Below are 16,422 nucleotides of genomic sequence, written 5' to 3'. Positions count from 1 at the left end.
CGACGACGTCACCACCCCGCCCGTCCGCGATGTGTCCCGCGCGACAGCTCCCGGGCGTTGATCCTCCGCGCCCCACGTTCCTAAGGTAAGCCTTCCCTAAAAACGAAGGAGCGATGCCGGTTGCGCGCACCGTCCCCACCCACCGGTCTGCACGACCCGGCCGCCGAGCTGAGCAGCTGCGGCGTCGGCCTGATCGTCCGCAAGGACGGCGTGCAGACCCACGACGTGCTCGTCCACGCCCATCGTGCCCTGTGCGCGGTCCCGCACCGCGGCGGCATGTCGGCGGAGGGCGTCGGCGACGGCGGCGGCGTCTCGGTGGATCTGTCGGTGCGGTTCTTCTCCGCGCTCGTCGGCCGGGAGCTCACGATCGGCCGGTTCGGCGTCGGGAACCTGTTCCTTCCGACCGACCCGGACCGTGCGGGCACCGCGGAGAAGCTGGTCACGACGACGCTGGAGAGGCACGGCGGCACCGTGCTCGCCGTCCGCGACGTGCCGACCGATCCGTCGGCGCTGCGTCCGGCGGCGGTCGCGCAGCAGCTGCCGATCCGGCAGTGGATCTTCACGGTGCCCGACGGCGCCGACACCGACCGGCTCACCCACCGCTGCCTGCTCGACGTGGAGGCGCTCGCCTACACCGAGCCGGAGCTCGCCGGCCTGTATCCGCTGAGCCTGTCCACCCGGACCCAGGTGCTCAAGGGGCGGCTCAACTCCTGGGAGGTGCTGCGCTGGTTCACCGACCTGACCGATCCGGCGCACGAGGTGTCGAGCCTCTACTTCCACACCCGCTTCTCCACCAACACCGACCCACATCCCACGATGGCGCAGCCGTTCCGGCTACTGGCGCACAACGGTGAGCTCAACACCGACCGCAAGAACCGGATCGCCGACGACGCGCTGGCTGCGGCCCGCGGTGAGCGGGTCGTCCGCCCGCCGGGCCAGTCCGACAGCGCCCGGTTCGACCAGACCCTGCACGCGCGGGTCGCCGGCGACGGCATCGACCTGGTCGCCGCCGTCGTCGCGATGAAGCCGCCGGCCTGGGAGAACGACCGCTCGCTGCCCGAGCCGGTGCGGGCGATGCTGGAGTACCACTCGCTGGTCGAGGAGATCAACGACGGCCCGGCCGCGGTCGTCTTCTCCGACGGCGACGTGACCGGCGCCCGACTGGACCGGCTCGGCCTGCGTCCGCTGCGGACCTGCGAGACCGACGAGTATCTGACGGTCTCCTCCGAGGCCGGGCAGTTCGACCTGCCCGCCGATCGGGTGCTGCGCCGCGGCCGGATCGAGGCCGGCGGGATGCTGTGGTGGAGTGCCACCGAGCGGCGCAGCTACGACACCGCGCAGACCCTGGAGCTGCTCGCGTCCCGCGCCGACTACCCGGCGCTGCTGGCCGCGGCCCGCACCGGGCTCGGCGAGCTGCCGGCACCGGCGGCCGAGCGCGAGGGCGCGGGCGATCTGGCCGTGCACCAGCGCTACGTCGCCTACGGCCTGGATTCCGAGGCGTTCCGTTTCCTGCTCGACCCGATGCTGACCGACGGCGCCGAACGGATCTCGGCCATGGGCTACGGCAACGCCATCAACGCGCTCACCGACCGCGAGGGCGGCGTCGCCCGGTTCTTCACCCAGCGGTTCGCGCAGGTCACGAACCCGCCGCTGGACCCGATCCGGGAGGCCGACGGGATGAGCCTGCGGGTCGCGCTCGGCGCGCGCCCGCTCGCCGACGGCGATCCGTTCCACCGGATCGTCCTCGCCTCCCCACTGCTCGACGACGCCGAGCTTGCCCGGTTGCGGGTCGGCACCGTCGTGCCGGTCGCCGAGTTCGACCTGCTGCACACCCCCGGCGACCTGGCGGCGGCGATCGAGTCGCTGCGCGCCGACGTCGTCGCGTTCGCCCGCGCCGGCGGCGGCATCGCCCTGCTCGACGACGGCGCGCTGAGCGCACAGCGGGCCGCGATCCCGGCGGTGCTCGCCGTCGCCGCGGTGAACCGGGCCCTGATCGAGGCCGGCCTGCGCCCTGCGGTGTCGCTGGGCGTCGCGACCGGGCAGGTGTGCTCGTCGCACCATCTCGCCGTCGTGCTCGGGTTCGGCGCGTCTGCGGTGCACCCGCACTCGGCCCGGCTGCGCGCGGCGGAGTCCGGCGATCCGGGCGCGTTCGGCCGGTTCCGCGCGGCAGCCGAGAAGGCGCTCCTCAAGACGATGGCGCGGGTCGGACTGTGCACCGCGGAGAGCTACGTGGCGGGCGAGTTCTTCGAACCCGGCTACCTCGACACCGACGATCCCGTCCTGCGGCGCTGGTTCCCGGACCTGGACGCCCCGGTCGGTGGGGTCGGTTTCGCCGCGATCGAACGGTCCGCCGCCGACTGGCACCACCGGGCGCTGACCGCCACCGGCCCGGACGACGTTCCGCAGCTCGGGCTGTTCAAGGAGCGCGCCGACGGCGCCGGGCACTCCTACGGCGTCGCCGCGGTGCGGGCCTTCACCGGGCTCACCGACGAGCGGGTCGCGCTGACCGCCGCCGGCGTCGACCCGGCGCTGCGGCTGCTCCCGCTGACCGGGCTGGCCGATGCCTTCGGACTGCACGAGGAGGCGTATACGCACACCGGCCTGCGCGCGCTGAGCAGCGCCGAGATCGACGGCTTCACGATCACCCCCGGCTACCGGGAGTTCGCCGCCGCGCTGGCGCGGGAACGTGAGCGGCGCCCGTCGGCGCTGCGTGACGTGCTGTTGCTGCCGGTGGACCTGCGCGACGGCGTCGACCGGCTCGACCGGATCGACGCCCGCGCGACCGCGACGATCGCGGTGCGCGGGCTGCGCCGCGACGGCGACCGGCTGGTCGTCGACAGCGACGCGGGCCCGCTGGCCCACTATCTGAGCGGCCGGTTCGGCCCGGAGATCGACGTCGAGCCCGACGGCCCGGCGGTGCACGTCCGATCCGCCCGCGGCGCGGCCCTGGACTGGCTGGACCGGCTGGTTACCGCGCCGGAACCCGTTGCGCTGCAAGAGGTGCAGCCGGCGTCGGAGATCACCCGCAGGCTGGCGTCCGGCGCGATGAGCCACGGCGCGCTCGTCGCGGGCGCGCACGAGGCCGTCGCACACGGCACCAACATGGTCGGCGCCCTGTCGAACTGCGGCGAGGGCGGCGAAGCCCGCTCCCGGTTCGGGACGATCCGTGGCTCCCGGATCAAACAGTTCGCGTCCGGCCGGTTCGGGGTGTGGGCCGGCTACCTCGCCGATCCGATGCTGGAACAGATCGAGATCAAGATCGCGCAGGGGGCGAAGCCGGGCGAGGGCGGCCAGCTGCCCGGCCGCAAGGTCACCGTCGACATCGCCGCAGCGCGCGGCGCGACCCCCGGCGTCGAGCTGGTGTCCCCGCCGCCGCACCACGACACCTACTCGATCGAGGACCTCGCCCAGCTCATCCACGACGCCACCGCGGCCCGGGTGAAGGTCGTCGTGAAGCTGGTGTCGTCGGAGGGCATCGGGACGATCGCGGTCGGCGTCGCGAAGGCCGGCGCGCACGTCGTCAACGTCGCCGGGAACACCGGCGGGACCGGCGCGGCCGCCGTCACCAGCCTGAAGTTCGCCGGCCGCTCGGCCGAGCTCGGCGTCGCCGAGGTGCATCAGGCGTTGTCCGCGCACGGCCTGCGCGATGCCGTCGAGTTGCGCTGTTCGGGCGCGCACCAGACCGGGGGCGACGTCGTCGTCTCCGCCCTGCTCGGCGCCGACAGCTTCGAGTTCGGGACGAGCGCGCTGATGATGCTGCGCTGCGTGATGGCGAAGAACTGCAACGTGCGCTGCCCGGCCGGGATCACCACGAACGCCGAGGCGTTCGACGGCGACCCGCGCGCGCTCGCCCAGTACCTGCTGGGCGTGGCGCACGAGGTCCGGGAGATCCTCGCCGGGCTCGGCCTGCGCAGCCTGCGCGAGGCCCGCGGCCGCACCGACCTGCTGCACCTCGCCGCGCATCCGGCGCTCGTCGCCCGGCTCGACCTGCGCCGGATGCTGCACCCCGCGCCCCGCGCGCAGATCGCCGATCCGGTGCGGGTCGGCGCCGAGCACGCGCACGACGAGTCGTGGTCGGCGACCGTGCGCGCGGCGCTCGCCAGGGGCGCTCCCGGTATCGCGATCGACGGTGGCGAGCTGGGGAACCGGCACCGCTCGGTCGGCGGGCGCCTGGCCGTCGATCTGGAGCGGATGCTGAACCACGAGCGCGTCGCGGGGCCTGCCCTGACCGACGACCGCGGCCGCCGCTTCCTGCCCGAGCGGCACGTCCGGATCCGCACCCGCGGCGCGGCCGGGCAGTCCTACGGCCTGTTCTGCAACGACGGGATGTGGCTGGAGCACACCGGCACCGCCAACGACGGGGTCGGCAAGGCCGCCTGCGGCGGGACGGTCGCGGTGCGCTCGCCGGGCGGTGCGGGCGGCGGCCCGGGGGAGAACGTGCTGATCGGCAACTTCGCCCTGTTCGGCGCGACCGGCGGCAGGCTGTTCGTCGAGGGAGAGGCGGGGGACCGGTTCGCGGTGCGGAACTCGGGCGCGTCCGCCGTCGTCGAGGGGCTCGGCGACTTCGGCTGCGAGTACATGACCGGCGGCGCCGTGCTGAACCTGGGCACCGCGGGCGCCGGACTGGGCAACGGCATGTCCGGCGGGTTCCTGTACCAGTACGACCCGCAGGGGCGGACCGCGTTGCGCACCGACTCGGTGGACGTCGCCCCGGTCGGCGGGTTCCACGAGACCGCCGTCCGGCTGCTGCTCGGCTGGCACCTCGAGGCCACCGGCTCCGCGCGCGCCGCCCGGCTGCTGGAGCACTGGGACACCGAGCGGGCGCACGTGCTGGTCGCGACCCCGCGGGCACTGCGGCTCTACCAGGACGCCGATGCCGTGCTCGCCGCGAACAACCGCGCCGAACTCGTCGACGAGCTGGCCGACGCGCTCGCCGCGCACCAGTTGCGCCGACACAAACTGGCGCAGCGCGACGGCGTCCCGGTGGCCGGGGGAGCCGTCCCCACCGACCCGGACGAACAGATGTACGCGCTGGTCAACGGCCTGACCGTGCAGCGGATCGCGGAGGACGTCGCGCGTCGCCGCGGCGCCGACCCGCGCACCCTGCTGCTCACCGAGGATCACGCCGTCCGCGCCCGGCTGGTCCGCTACGCCCGCGACGCGCTCACCGGCTACGACGACGGCGAGCTCGCCGTGCTCGTCTCCACCAAGCGGGTCGGCGATCTCAAGGCGGCACTGGCGCGGCGCGACGTGTACGGCACCGACAGCCCGGGCACGTTCGGCTGGATCCTCGCCCAGGACGCCGCGAACACCGCCGCGCTGGGCCGGATCCCCGGGTTCGAGGAGCTCTTCGCGGCCCGCGCCATGCCGGACCTGGTGGGTGCGCCGTGACCGCGCAGCCACCGCCGGACCTGCGGGCACTCGGCGTCGCCTCCGATGCCCCGTTCAGCCCGGAGCAGCGGATCTGGCTGTCCGGGTATCTCGCGGGCGCCCGCTCCGCGGCGAGCAGCGGCGAGCCGGCGGACACGTCCGCGCACCCGCCGGTGCACGTCCTGTACGGCACCGAGACCGGCAACGCCGAGCTGGTCGCGGGCACGGTCGCGAGCCGGTTGAGCGCAGCGGGCGCCCCCGCCGAACCGGTCGAGCTGGACCAGGTCGACGCCGCCGCGCTCGCCGCCATGCAGCGGGTGGTGATCGTCTGCTCCACCTACGGCGACGGCGAGATGCCCGACAACGCGGACCTGTTCCGGCAGCTCGTCGAGTCCGGTGCGGCGCCCCGGCTGGAGTCCACGACCTACGCGGTCTGCGCGCTCGGCGACACCGCCTACGACGACTTCTGCGCCGCCGGGAAGCTGATCGACGCCCGGCTCGCGGAGCTGGGCGCGACCCGCGCACTGGACCGCGTCGACTGCGACGTGATGTGGGAGGACCAGGCCGAGCAGTGGTACGAGCAGGTCATCGCGACGTTCGCCGCCGGCCGCCCCGGCCCGGCCGCCCCCGTCCAGGAGGAGGCAGGCCCGCGGTGGGACCGCCGCCGCCCGTTCCCGGCGGTACTCGCGCACAGCGTCCGGCTCTCCGGGCCGGGCTCGGACAAGGACATCCGGCATCACGAGCTCGCACTCGCCGACAGCGGGATCGGCTACGCCGCGGGGGACGCGCTGGCGGTTCTGCCGGGCAACGACCCGGCGCTGGTCGAGGCGCTGCTGGAGCAGCTCGGGGCGGACGGTGACACCCCCGCCGGGGACCGGCCGCTGCGCGAGGCACTGACGCACGCGCACGAGATCGTGACGCCGTCACGCGAGCTGCTCGCCGTGCTCGCCGAACGCGCGCCGGACGACGGACTGCGGGCCGCGCTCGCACACCCCGACAAGGCCGCCCGCGAGGCGTACCTGTGGGGGAGGGACCTGCTGGATCTGCTGCGCACCGCCCGGTTCCGGTGCGACGCCGACGAGCTGCTCGGGCTGCTGCGGCCGCTGCAGCACCGGGCGTACTCGATCTCGTCCAGCCCCCTGGTGTCGCCGGACCGGATCCACCTGACCGTCGCCAGCGTGCGCTACCGGTGCGGTGATCGAGCCGTCGGCGGGGTCTGCTCGACCCATCTCGCCGATCGGCTCGCCGTCGGCGACACGGCGGGGGTGTTCCTGCAGCCGAACAGCACGTTCCGGCCGCCGGTCGACGACACCGTCGACATGATCATGATCGGGCCCGGGACGGGGGTCGCGCCGTTCCGGGCGTTCCTCCAGGAACGTGCGGCACGCGGGGCGACCGGCCGGAACTGGCTGATGTTCGGCGACCGGAACCGCGAGCACGACTTCCTCTACGGCTCCGAACTGACCGGGTGGGCCGATTCCGGCCTGCTCACCCACCTCGACCTGGCGTTCTCCCGCGACCAGGCGAACAAGATCTACGTCCAGGACCGCATGCGTGAGCACGGCGCGCGGCTCCACGACTGGCTCGCCGGCGGCGCGCACCTCTACGTGTGCGGCGACGCGAGCCGGATGGCCCGCGACGTCGATGCGGCGCTGCACGCGGTCGTCGCCGAACACGGCGGTACGGACGTCGACGGTGCCGCGGAGTTCGTCGCCGACCTGAAGCGGGCGAAGCGCTACCTGCGTGACGTCTACTGAACTACCTGATCCGGAGCATCTCGTGACCCTGCCTCGCACCGAGCTCGACCTGCTGCTCGCCAACCGCGTCGGTACCCGGCTCGATCTCGATCCCGACTCGCTGGCCCGGCACCTGCCGCTGCTGGAGGAGGTCGTCGCGACCACCGCCAACGGCAGCGCGCTGATCACCGAGCTGGGCACCTACGCTCCGCCGACCTTCGCCGGAGAGGCGTTCGCCGTGCGGGCCGGGATGGTGAACCTGCGACTGTCCAGGTCCGCGGTGTCGTCGCTGATCAGTACCGCCCCGGACGACGACTCCCGGGAGCCGGCCGGGTTGTGGATGTTCGACTCCGGAGGGACGGCGGTGCACCGGTCACATCTGGTGTCCGAACCCGCGGCGCTCGTCGTCGACGTGATGGAGCTGGCACCGCGGTCGGACGGGGGAGCGCTGCCGGCGCCGGACTTCCCGGACGACCCCGGCGAGCTCGACCACCTCGGCCTGCTCGACCTGGTCACCACCGGCGACGCGGATCTGCTCGACCGGCTCGCCCGGCCGTCGGTGCCGCAGTCGGGGTTCCTGCCCGTCGTCGAGCTGCTGTGTGCGCTGTGCGAGCACGGCGTGCCGGTGGGATTCGCGGTGCCGAACCGCGGGTGCCTGCAGGCGTCCGTCGGGCGGGTCGACCACGTGGAGACGGGCGAGGTCGTCGGGGTCGTGTCGGGGCCCGCACAGTTCGCGTTCGGCCCGGCCGACGTCGGGGAGCTCCGGGTCGTCCGCACGCACGGCGTGCACGGCCGGATGTCGACGGTGCTGCTGATCGGCGCGGACGGGGACTGTCTCGGCCTGCTCGGACAGCTCGGCCTGCCGTCCGCCGAGGCGGTCACGGCATGGGAGCGGATGGTCGCGGACGTCTTCGGCCCGCCCCGCTGATCATCCGATCGGATGACGGATGAACGTGGCTCGGGACACGTGCGTAGAGACCGGCATCAAGGATGAATGAGTCAGAAAGGACTCCCCAGATGCATCGCACCCTCCCTCGCCTGGCCGCCGTCACGGCCGCGAGTGCCCTCACGTTCGTCGCGACCGCGGGTATCGCCATGGCCCAGGAGACGGAGGTGCCGGAGCCGGACACCTTCACCAGCATGTACACCGTGATGGCCACCCCGGACACCATCATCAACAACGACGGTGAGTCGGTGCCCGGTCAGCCCGGCGCGACCGGGGAGTTCAACTTCCGGATCAACAGCGATGACGAGATCATCTGCTACGACATCACCCTGCGCGGGGTGACCGGGGAGTACGAGAGCCCGGCGAAGACCGCGACGCACATCCACGAGGCGAACGCCGGCGAGCCCGGCCCGCCGCGCCTGGCGTTCCCGAACCCGAGTGGTGACGGCGACACCCGTAACTCGTCGGGCTGCATGCAGGGCCCGTTCACCACCGGGCTGGAGGGTGACAACGGGCAGGACACCGCGACCGGGTTCACGCTGAGCCAGATCGAGGCGAACCCGGCCGGCTTCTCCGCCGACACCCACACCGCGGAGTTCGCGGCCGGCACCGTGCGCGGCCAGCTGACCGAGGTCCCGATGGGTGGTGTCGAGACCGGTGCCGGTGGCGCCTCGAACGACGCCGCGATGTACGCGGTCGGTGCGGCCGGGCTGGCCGCCGTGGCCGGGGCCGGCGTCGTGCTGGTCCGCCGGAGCCGTGCGCAGGGCTGAGTACGCGCGTGACCGGCGCCCGGGAGCCACACTGCTCCCGGGCGTCGTCGCGTTGCTGCTGTTGCTGACGGCGTGCGGGATGCCCGCCGCATCCGACGCGCCGGACGCGCCCGAGCCGCCCGCGGCCCCGATGACCCAGGAACCGGTCGTCGCGCAGGCGGGGGAGGTGCTGCCGACGTCGTTGCGGATCCCGGCGATCGGGGTGGACGAGCCGGAGCTGATCCGGCTCGGCGTCGCCGAGGACAACACCGCGGAGGTCCCGCAGGACTTCGACCGGGTCGGCTGGTTCGACCGCGGCGCCAACCCTGGCCCGACCGTCCTGCTGGGGCACGTCGACTCCCGGGCCGGACCCGCGGTGTTCTTCGATCTGCGCGATCTCGAACCGGGCGACGTGATCGAGGTCGGGCACAGCGACGGCAGCCTGGAGCAGTACGTCGTCGAGCGGACCCGGCAGATGCCGAAGGACGAGTTCCCGACCTTCGAGGTGTTCGGTGCGACGTCGAGCGACGTGCTGCGGCTGGTCACCTGTGCCGGTGACTTCGACCGCGGTGAGCGCAGCTACGTCGACAATCTCGTGGTGCACGCCCGTGCCGGATGACACCGTTGCAGGACGCGCCGTGACGGCCGGTTACATCGCCGATGACCGGATCTGACGGACACTGATCGAGTGACGTCGCCGAGGTCGAGTACGCGGTCCGGGTCGGGTGGCCGACCGGCGGGCGCCGCGGCGTCGTTCCGGGCCCGGCTGGCCCGGCTGGGCCGGGTGCCACCGCTGCACCTGGTGCTGGGCGTGACCGGGGTGCTGCTCCTGGTCGGTGTGGTGATGGTGCTGTCCGCGTCCGCGGGTGGCCGCACCGTCGCCGACGGGATGGTGCTCACCGTCTTCGCCCGGCACATGATCTTCCTGGTGGTCGGGATCGCCGCGTTCGCCGTGGGGATGGTGGTCCGGCCGTCGTGGCTACGGGCCTGGACTCCGATCCTGCTCATCGCCTGTGTCGCCGCGCTGGTCGTGGTGCTGATCCCGGGGATCGGCGAGGTCCGCGGCGGCGCCCGGCGATGGATCTCGCTCGGCGGGTTCACCGTGCAGCCCGGCGAGGCGGCGAAGGTGATCGTGCTGCTGTGGGGTGCGCACGTGCTGGCTCTGCGCGGACGCGCGGTCCGGCTCGCGCGCTACGCCGTCCTGCCGCTGGTGCCGGTCGGGCTGCTGATGGCGGCGCTGCTGATGATGCAGCCCGCACTCAGTACGACGGTCGCGCTCGGCGTGATCGTCCTGGCGCTGCTGTATTTCGCCGGGACCCCGCTGGGCTCGCTCGCCGCGATGTGCGGCGGCGCCATCGCGGGCGCCGCGGTGCTGGGCCTGACGTCGGGTTACCGGCGGGACCGGATCGCCTCGTTCCTCGGTGCGGGTGACGATCTCGGCGCCGGCTACCAGTCCCGGCAGGCGCTGCTGTCGCTGGCCGACGGCGGCGTGTTCGGCGCAGGCCTCGGCCAGGGCCGGGCGAAGTGGGACTACCTGCCCAACGCGGCCAACGACTTCATCTTCGCCGTGATCGGCGAGGAGCTCGGGCTGGTCGGCGGGCTCCTGGTGCTGTCGCTCTATGCACTGCTCGCCTGGGTGGGTCTGCGGATCGCCGCGCGCACGAAGGACCCGTTCCTGCGCCTGACGACGGCGGCGACCGCGACCTGGGTGGTCGTGCAGGCGGCGATGAACGTCGGTTACGTCGTCGGGCTGCTGCCGGTCACCGGACAGCAGCTCCCGCTGGTGTCCGCGGGCGGCACCGCGCTGGTCAGCACCCTGTTCCTGCTCGGGTTGATGGCCAACGCGGCGCGCCGCATCAGGTGAATGCGGCGCGCCTCTTCAGGTGAGCGCGCCGCGCCGGGTCAGGTGGCCGTCAGGTCCCCGCGCAGCACGGTCGCGCCGGCGGCGTCGAGCACCTTGAAACCGGAGGCGTCCGACCGCAGCACCGACGAGTTCAGGTTGCAGATCATCGGGTTCTCGCCGGTCCCGATGAACTCGCCGGCGCCGACCTCCCGGCCGTCGTCGGCCTCGACCACCACCCGGTAGGTGGAGCCGGCCCGGAACCCGTCGGCGTCGAGCACGATCTCCACGCCCCAGGTGTGCGGAATCGCGACGGCCGTGGCCTGCACGGCCGGGTCCATCGCCTGCACCGCGACCGGCTCGCGGGGGATCCCGTCGTAGTCGCCGGCCGCGTAGCCGACGGCGCCGCCGATCAGGATCGCGACCGCGGCGGCGGAGGCCACCGGGAGCCAGCGCGGCCGCTGCCGCGGGCGTGCCCCCTCCGCCCGGGCGGCGGACACGATCCGCTCGCCCAGGTCCGGCGGCGGGAACGGGGTGTGGTCGAGGCGCGCCGGATCCACCCGGCGCAGCGCCGGCAGGACCGAGGAGATCTCGGCCAGCTCGGCGCGGCAGTCGGCGCAGCCGTCCAGATGCGCCTGCAGCGCCGACGTCTCGTCGCGGGGCAGCCGCCCGATCGCGTAGTCGCCGAGCGCCTCGCGCAGGGCCCGGTGCTCGTCCGGAGTCACGGTTCCACCCCCATCTCGTCCATCGCCAGCCGCAACGCCTTCAGCCCGTAGAACACCCGGCTTCGGATCGTCCCGACCGGCACCCCCGCCTCCGCCGCGATCTCCGCGTGCGGACGTCCGCGCAGGTAGGCCTGCACGATCGCCTGCCGGTGCTCCGGCCGGAGCCGGCGCAGCGCCTCCTCGACCAGCCAGGTGTCGACCAGCGCGTCCTCGGCCGGGCCGATCGAGTCCCTCCCGGACTCGGGCTCGTCGGTGAGCTGCCTGCGCCAGGGTCGCACGTTGAGCCGGCGGATCTCGTCGACGACCACGTTGCGCGCGATCGCGAACAACCACACCCGCAGGCTCGCCAGCGACGCGTCGTAGGAGTCGGCCCGCCGCCAGGCCCGCAGGAAGACCTCCTGCACGACCTCCTGTGCGCCGCCGTCGTCGCCCAGCTGGCGCAGCGCGTAGCGATAGATCTCCGGACCGTGCGCGCTGTACGCAGCCCTGAGCCCGGCCTCGGTGTCGAGCCCCGGGTCCGTCGGCGGTGCCCCCGGTGGGGACCCCACGGACCGCAGGCCGCGTCTGCGCGCCATCATCATCGGTGTCCGGAACCTCCTGAACGTCCTTGCCCGGATGTCGATACGTACCCGGGGGCGGGGATGTTCAGTGGTTCGGAGTGGGATACGCTGGCGGACGTCCGATCGACACGATCGGGCACGCGGGCGTAGCTCAATGGTAGAGCCCCAGTCTTCCAAACTGGCTACGCGGGTTCGATTCCCGTCGCCCGCTCAGAGCTTCTACCAGCGAAAACGGCGCCCACTCCCGATCATGGGAGGGGCGCCGCTGTCGTTCCGTGCAACTAGCGTGCAATTAGTACTGCAACGGCGTTTCGACGTGTCGTGAGAGGCTGATCCGGGTTCGGCGGTGATGATCGCCGGGTGGTGGATCTTGCTGGATGGGTAGCGGCGTTGGACCAGGTCATCGCGTCGATCGGGCCGCGGTTCTTCCGTCGTGAGCCCCGCGCGCGGGCCGGGGCGTATGTGCGCGGCCTGCTGGCCGGGTTGGAGCGCAAGAACGGGTGGACTCTGGCCGAGCATGCGGGGGCGGTCTCGCCGGACGGGACGCAGCGGATGCTGCGCATCGCTGACTGGGACGTCGACGGGGTCCGCGACGACGTGCGCGACTACGTCCTCGACGCCCTCGGCGACCCCGCAAGTGAGGTGTTCGTGGTCGACGAGACCGGGTTCATCAAGAAGGGCCTGCGTTCGGCGGGAGTGCAACGCCAGTACACCGGTACCAGCGGCAAGGTCGACAACTGTCAGCTCGGGGTGTTCCTGGCCTATGCCAGCTCGAAGGGGCGGGCGTTGATCGACCGCGAGCTCTACCTGCCGACCTCGTGGACCGAGGACCGGGACCGCTGCGCCAGAGCTGACGTGCCCGATGAGGTCGGGTTCGCCACGAAGCCCCAGCTCGGGCTGGCGATGCTCGCCCGCGCCCACGCCTGCGGGGCCCTCACACCCCGCTCGTGGGTGACCGCCGACGAGATCTACGGACAGAATCCGACCTTCCGCACCTGGCTGGCCGACCGGGAGATTCCGTTCGTGCTGGCCACTCGCAACGACGACGTCCTGACCAGCCCGGACGGGCATCGCCGCCAGGCCAAGGTCCTCGCCACGATCGCCGGCGCCCGCGACCCCGACACCGGCCGCAGCGGGTGGGAACGGCGCCAGGTCGGCGCGGGTGCGCACGGAGAGCGGATCTATGACTGGACCACCGTCGCCCTCGACCCGGCCGGCCTGCCCCACGGGTGGGGGCACTGGCTGCTCGTGCGCCGCCAGACCGAACCCGGGCAGGGCAAGACCACCCGGGAGCTGGCGTTCTACCGCTGCGCCGCCCCCGCGGCCACGCCGCTGCGCGAGCTGGTCCGCGTCGCCGGCGCACGCTGGGCGATCGAGGAATGCTTCCAGACCTCCAAGAACGAAGCAGGCCTCGACCACTACCAAGTCCGCTCCTACCGAGCCTGGTACGCCCACATCACACTGGCCATGCTCGCCGCCGCCTACCTGTCCGTCACCCGCGCACAGGAGGCCGAAAAGGGGGATCTCCAGCCGAGCGGACCGGGCTGATCCCGCTGAGCGGCAACGAGATACGGCGTCTGCTCGCCACCCTCATCCTCACCCCAGCCGCCTGCCTGGCCAGCACACTCGCCTGGTCCACCTGGCGCCGACGACGCCAGCACCAGGCCCGGACCTGCCACTACCGCCGCCGCGGCCAACGCCCACCAGCCTGACAAAACGCCGTTGCAGTATTAGCCGACATCGTCTTCGGTGCTGTCCTCGTCGCCCTGGACCAGGTCGTTGAGCCGTTGGGCGATGGCGCGGTCCCGCTCAGTCGTCGCGTGCTGGTAGATCAGCGCGGCCCGCATGGAGCCGTGGCCCATCCGGTGCATCAGCTCGCGGGTGCTGGCCCCGGCCGTCGCGGCGAGGTGGTTGCCGGTGTGGCGCAGGTCGTGGAAGTGAAAGCCACTCGGTAGGCCCGCGGCGACGACGGTGCGGGTCCAGGCAGTGGCGCGGTGGAAGTTGCCCCGGCGCAGCGGGCCGTCACGGTCGCCGGTGAACACCAGGCCCTCCGTGCCGTCCTCGGCGTACTCGGCAATGTGCTCGCGCAGTTCGGTCACCAGGACGTCGGGGAGGGCCACGGTGCGGGCTCCGGCCACGGACTTGGTCGGGCCTGCCTCGATCTCTCCGTTCTTGTGTTCAGCCAGCCGCCGGTAGACGTGGACTGCTCCGCCGTCGAGGTCGATGTCGCAGCGCCGTAGCGCGACCAGCTCGCCCCAGCGGAGCCCGGTGAAGGCCGCCGCGAGCACGAGGACCCGGAACCGCGGTGGGACGAGCCCGGAGAGCTTCGTGACCTGGGCGACGGTCGCCGTCGGTCGCTCCGGAGTCCGGTGTTGACCCGCTCCCTTGATCCGGCACGGGTTGCGCTTGATCAGGCCGTCGTCGACGGCGGTATTGAGGACGGCGCGCAGCAGCCGGTAGGCCTTGGCGGTCCGGTCCTCCGAGCGTCCCTCGCGGAGCAGGGTGGCTCGCCACGAGCGGATCAGGTCGGTGCTGATCTGGCCGATCGGGTAGTCACCGAGGTACGAGGCGAGGTGCAACCTCCACACGCTGGCGTACTCCTCCCGAGTCCTGCGGCTGATCTTGTGCTCGGCGATCCATTGCTCGGCGAACTCGCGCAGCGGGATCTTGCCGAGGGCCGGGTCGGTCCAGTCGTCGCGGAGTAGCTCGGTCTCGACAGCAGCGAGCCACTGCTCGGCCTCACGCTTGCGAGCGAAGGTGTCGGGCGCGGCCCGTCGTCGGCCGTCGGGGCCGAGGTAGGAGGCCTGGTAGCGCCCGGAGGGCAGCTTCCTGATCAGCCCGAAGCGGCGGTGTCCGGGGCGGTTGCCGCGTGCCATCAGCCCACCTTCCGAAGCTGTCGGCGGACGTCGCCGGCGGTCACCGGTTCGACCCGTCCGGACTGGACGAACTCCTCCAGGTCGGCGACCCGAAGCCGCACGTGCCGGCCGACATAATGGAAGGCGATCCGGCGTTCAGCGATCAGCCGGCGGACGAAGCGCACGGAGGTATTGAGGTAGTCCGCCGCCTCCGGGACGGTCAGGTACCGCGTGGTCATGACGTCTCCTTCCGGGATCGCGTGGTGCGTTGTTCGCGTCGTCGTTCGGCGATGCCGAGTGCGATCTCTCGTTCGGCGTCGTTCCGGTGTCCGAACTGGACGACCTGCCAGTCGTTGACGACCAGCACGGAACCCGAGTCGGCGGGGGTGTCGAGGCCGGCGAGGGTCTCGCCGAGGCGGTAGGTGCGGCGCTCCCCGCGGATAGTGCCGAAGGTCGTGGAGTAGGCGCGGGACTTGGTCAGGAAGTGGCCGCGGAAGCCGAGCATGTGCGCCCACCGGCGCAGGTTCAGCGCCTCGTACTGCTCCTGGCCACCGAGCTCCCACGCGGTTTCGATCAACCGTCGGTGGTGCGGGGTGATGTCGAGATGCCGGACGTGGGCGATGTCGCGGATCGGCCGGTCGGTCGCCTCGGACTTTCCGGTGCCCTTGGTGGCGTACTTGGCGACGTAGGCGGCCAGGGCATTGTCGGTGATCTCGCCGTCGTCGTCCTCGAGCGCGGCCGCTGTAGTCGAGGTGATGGGGCGGATGTCGACCTGCTTCCCCCATGCCAGCGGGAGCGGTGTCCCGTCCGGTCGGTCCACGACGAGGGACACCGAGCTTGCTGCGTCCCGGACCGCGACGCCCAGGGCCTCGGTGGTGATCCAGCCGGGTGGTGCGGTGGTCGGCCCGTCGGGTCCGTCGAGGCGGACGACTGCGTGGAAGTGCACGAGCCCGCGGCGCTGGTACTCGGCGACCTTGGCGTAGGAGAGCCGGGCGTGGTCGTGGAACTCGCGGACCTTGACCCCGAGCATCCCGGCGAGCAGCCGTCGGAGTCGGATGGCGAAGCGGTTCCAGAGCTTTCCGGCGTGGGCCTGCCAGAGCACGGCGCCGACGTAGTCGTGGGTGTCGGGGTCGATTGCGGTGCCGACGCGGGGGTCGTCGCGGTGGTGCTTGTCCCCGCAGCCGCAGGGGACGACGAGCCCGCGGGCGGTGACGCGGCGGGTGTGGACCGGCCCGAACGACGGGGCGGTGAGGGTGACGAACGCCCGTGGGTGCTCGGTGGCGGTGTCGGGGACGCCCTTGCCGCCGGCCATTCCGGAGCGCAGGAGGTGGTAGGCGTCGGAGGCGTAGCGATCCGAGCAGGCCGGACAGACCGACGCGCGCCGGTTGCCGCACGGAGCGAGGATCTCGCCCTCCCGCTCAGCGAGGACGGTGCCAGTGGCTCGGTCGTGGATGCGCGACGAGCCGGTGAGGTGGATCGGGGCGGCGCAGCCGCCGATGGCGGTCACTTCGCGGCGCCAGTCCTGGAAGTTCTCGGAGCGCAGCAGGTGGGACAGGTCGTGGTCGTGCTGGGTGGTTGTGGCAGCCGTCATCACGGCATCCCTCCCGGGACGGGTCAAAGGCTGTGGGTGGGCGTCTGCCC

12 protein-coding genes and 1 tRNA gene are annotated in these 16,422 nt (G+C 72.7%); 8 read left to right on the top strand and 5 right to left on the bottom strand.

Going from position 1 to position 16,422, the window contains the following annotated elements:
- Window positions 1-120: 120 nt before the first annotated feature.
- The 6 genes from Pdca_RS25655 to Pdca_RS25630 all read left to right on the top strand — a co-directional run bounded on the left by Pdca_RS25655 (window position 121) and on the right by Pdca_RS25630 (window position 10,665).
- The gene (locus tag Pdca_RS25655) at window positions 121-5,391 is read left to right on the top strand and encodes a glutamate synthase-related protein (protein ID WP_085916241.1); all 5,271 of its coding nucleotides are present in this window, start codon (window positions 121-123) and stop codon (window positions 5,389-5,391) included.
- Entirely contained in the window at window positions 5,388-7,127 is a 1,740-nt protein-coding gene (locus Pdca_RS25650; protein ID WP_232021199.1) for a diflavin oxidoreductase, read from the top strand. Before Pdca_RS25655 ends, Pdca_RS25650 begins: the two co-directional genes overlap by 4 nt.
- 22 nt (window positions 7,128-7,149) lie before the next feature.
- A complete protein-coding gene (locus Pdca_RS25645; RefSeq protein ID WP_158092332.1) occupies window positions 7,150-8,034 on the top strand; it encodes a ChuX/HutX family heme-like substrate-binding protein in 885 nt (294 codons plus the stop codon).
- 89 nt (window positions 8,035-8,123) lie between these two features.
- Complete coding sequence (locus Pdca_RS25640) at window positions 8,124-8,822, top strand: CHRD domain-containing protein (protein WP_085916243.1); 699 nt, start codon at window positions 8,124-8,126, stop codon at window positions 8,820-8,822.
- Window positions 8,809-9,420 carry a class F sortase gene (locus Pdca_RS25635; protein WP_232021198.1) on the top strand — a complete coding sequence of 204 codons (612 nt, stop codon included), beginning with the start codon at window positions 8,809-8,811 and terminating at the stop codon, window positions 9,418-9,420. Before Pdca_RS25640 ends, Pdca_RS25635 begins: the two co-directional genes overlap by 14 nt.
- A 69-nt stretch (window positions 9,421-9,489) precedes the next feature.
- Window positions 9,490-10,665, top strand: a complete 1,176-nt coding sequence (locus Pdca_RS25630; RefSeq protein ID WP_085916244.1) for a peptidoglycan glycosyltransferase FtsW — start codon at window positions 9,490-9,492, stop codon at window positions 10,663-10,665.
- 38 nt (window positions 10,666-10,703) lie between these two features.
- Here Pdca_RS25630 and Pdca_RS25625 read toward each other — a convergent pair whose 3' ends face one another.
- Entirely contained in the window at window positions 10,704-11,366 is a 663-nt protein-coding gene (locus Pdca_RS25625; protein WP_085916245.1) for an anti-sigma factor family protein, read from the bottom strand.
- Window positions 11,363-11,914 (bottom strand): sigma-70 family RNA polymerase sigma factor, encoded by a 552-nt coding sequence (locus Pdca_RS25620; protein ID WP_232021197.1) that lies wholly within the window; start codon window positions 11,912-11,914, stop codon window positions 11,363-11,365. The genes Pdca_RS25625 and Pdca_RS25620 overlap by 4 nt, the downstream gene beginning before the upstream one ends.
- Before the next feature lie 152 nt (window positions 11,915-12,066).
- Here Pdca_RS25620 and Pdca_RS25615 point away from each other — a divergent pair.
- Window positions 12,067-12,137, top strand: a tRNA-Gly gene (locus Pdca_RS25615).
- A gap of 149 nt (window positions 12,138-12,286) precedes the next feature.
- Entirely contained in the window at window positions 12,287-13,474 is a 1,188-nt protein-coding gene (locus Pdca_RS25610) for an IS701 family transposase (protein WP_408635018.1), read from the top strand.
- 182 nt (window positions 13,475-13,656) lie between these two features.
- Here Pdca_RS25610 and Pdca_RS25605 read toward each other — a convergent pair whose 3' ends face one another.
- Genes Pdca_RS25605 through Pdca_RS25595 form a run of 3 tightly spaced genes read right to left on the bottom strand, consistent with a single transcriptional unit; the run spans window position 13,657 to window position 16,372 of the window.
- Entirely contained in the window at window positions 13,657-14,802 is a 1,146-nt protein-coding gene (locus Pdca_RS25605; protein ID WP_010228084.1) for a tyrosine-type recombinase/integrase, read from the bottom strand.
- A complete protein-coding gene (locus Pdca_RS25600) occupies window positions 14,802-15,020 on the bottom strand; it encodes a helix-turn-helix domain-containing protein (protein WP_010228082.1) in 219 nt (72 codons plus the stop codon). The genes Pdca_RS25605 and Pdca_RS25600 overlap by 1 nt, the downstream gene beginning before the upstream one ends.
- Window positions 15,017-16,372, bottom strand: coding sequence for a replication initiator (locus Pdca_RS25595; protein ID WP_085916661.1), 1,356 nt, complete (start codon window positions 16,370-16,372; stop codon window positions 15,017-15,019). Before Pdca_RS25595 ends, Pdca_RS25600 begins: the two co-directional genes overlap by 4 nt.
- Window positions 16,373-16,422 lie beyond the last annotated feature (50 nt).

The sequence above is a fragment of the Pseudonocardia autotrophica genome, assembly GCF_003945385.1.
GTDB classification, from domain to species: domain Bacteria; phylum Actinomycetota; class Actinomycetes; order Mycobacteriales; family Pseudonocardiaceae; genus Pseudonocardia; species Pseudonocardia autotrophica.
This window is presented reverse-complemented; position numbering and strand designations above follow the sequence as displayed.

Coding starts and splice junctions, on each gene's coding strand:
- Pdca_RS25595 (WP_085916661.1), bottom strand. CDS start 16,372: ATGACGGCTGCCACAACCACCCAGCACGACCACGACCTGTCCCACCTG.
- Pdca_RS25600 (WP_010228082.1), bottom strand. CDS start 15,020: ATGACCACGCGGTACCTGACCGTCCCGGAGGCGGCGGACTACCTCAAT.
- Pdca_RS25640 (WP_085916243.1), top strand. CDS start 8,124: ATGCATCGCACCCTCCCTCGCCTGGCCGCCGTCACGGCCGCGAGTGCC.
- Pdca_RS25605 (WP_010228084.1), bottom strand. CDS start 14,802: ATGGCACGCGGCAACCGCCCCGGACACCGCCGCTTCGGGCTGATCAGG.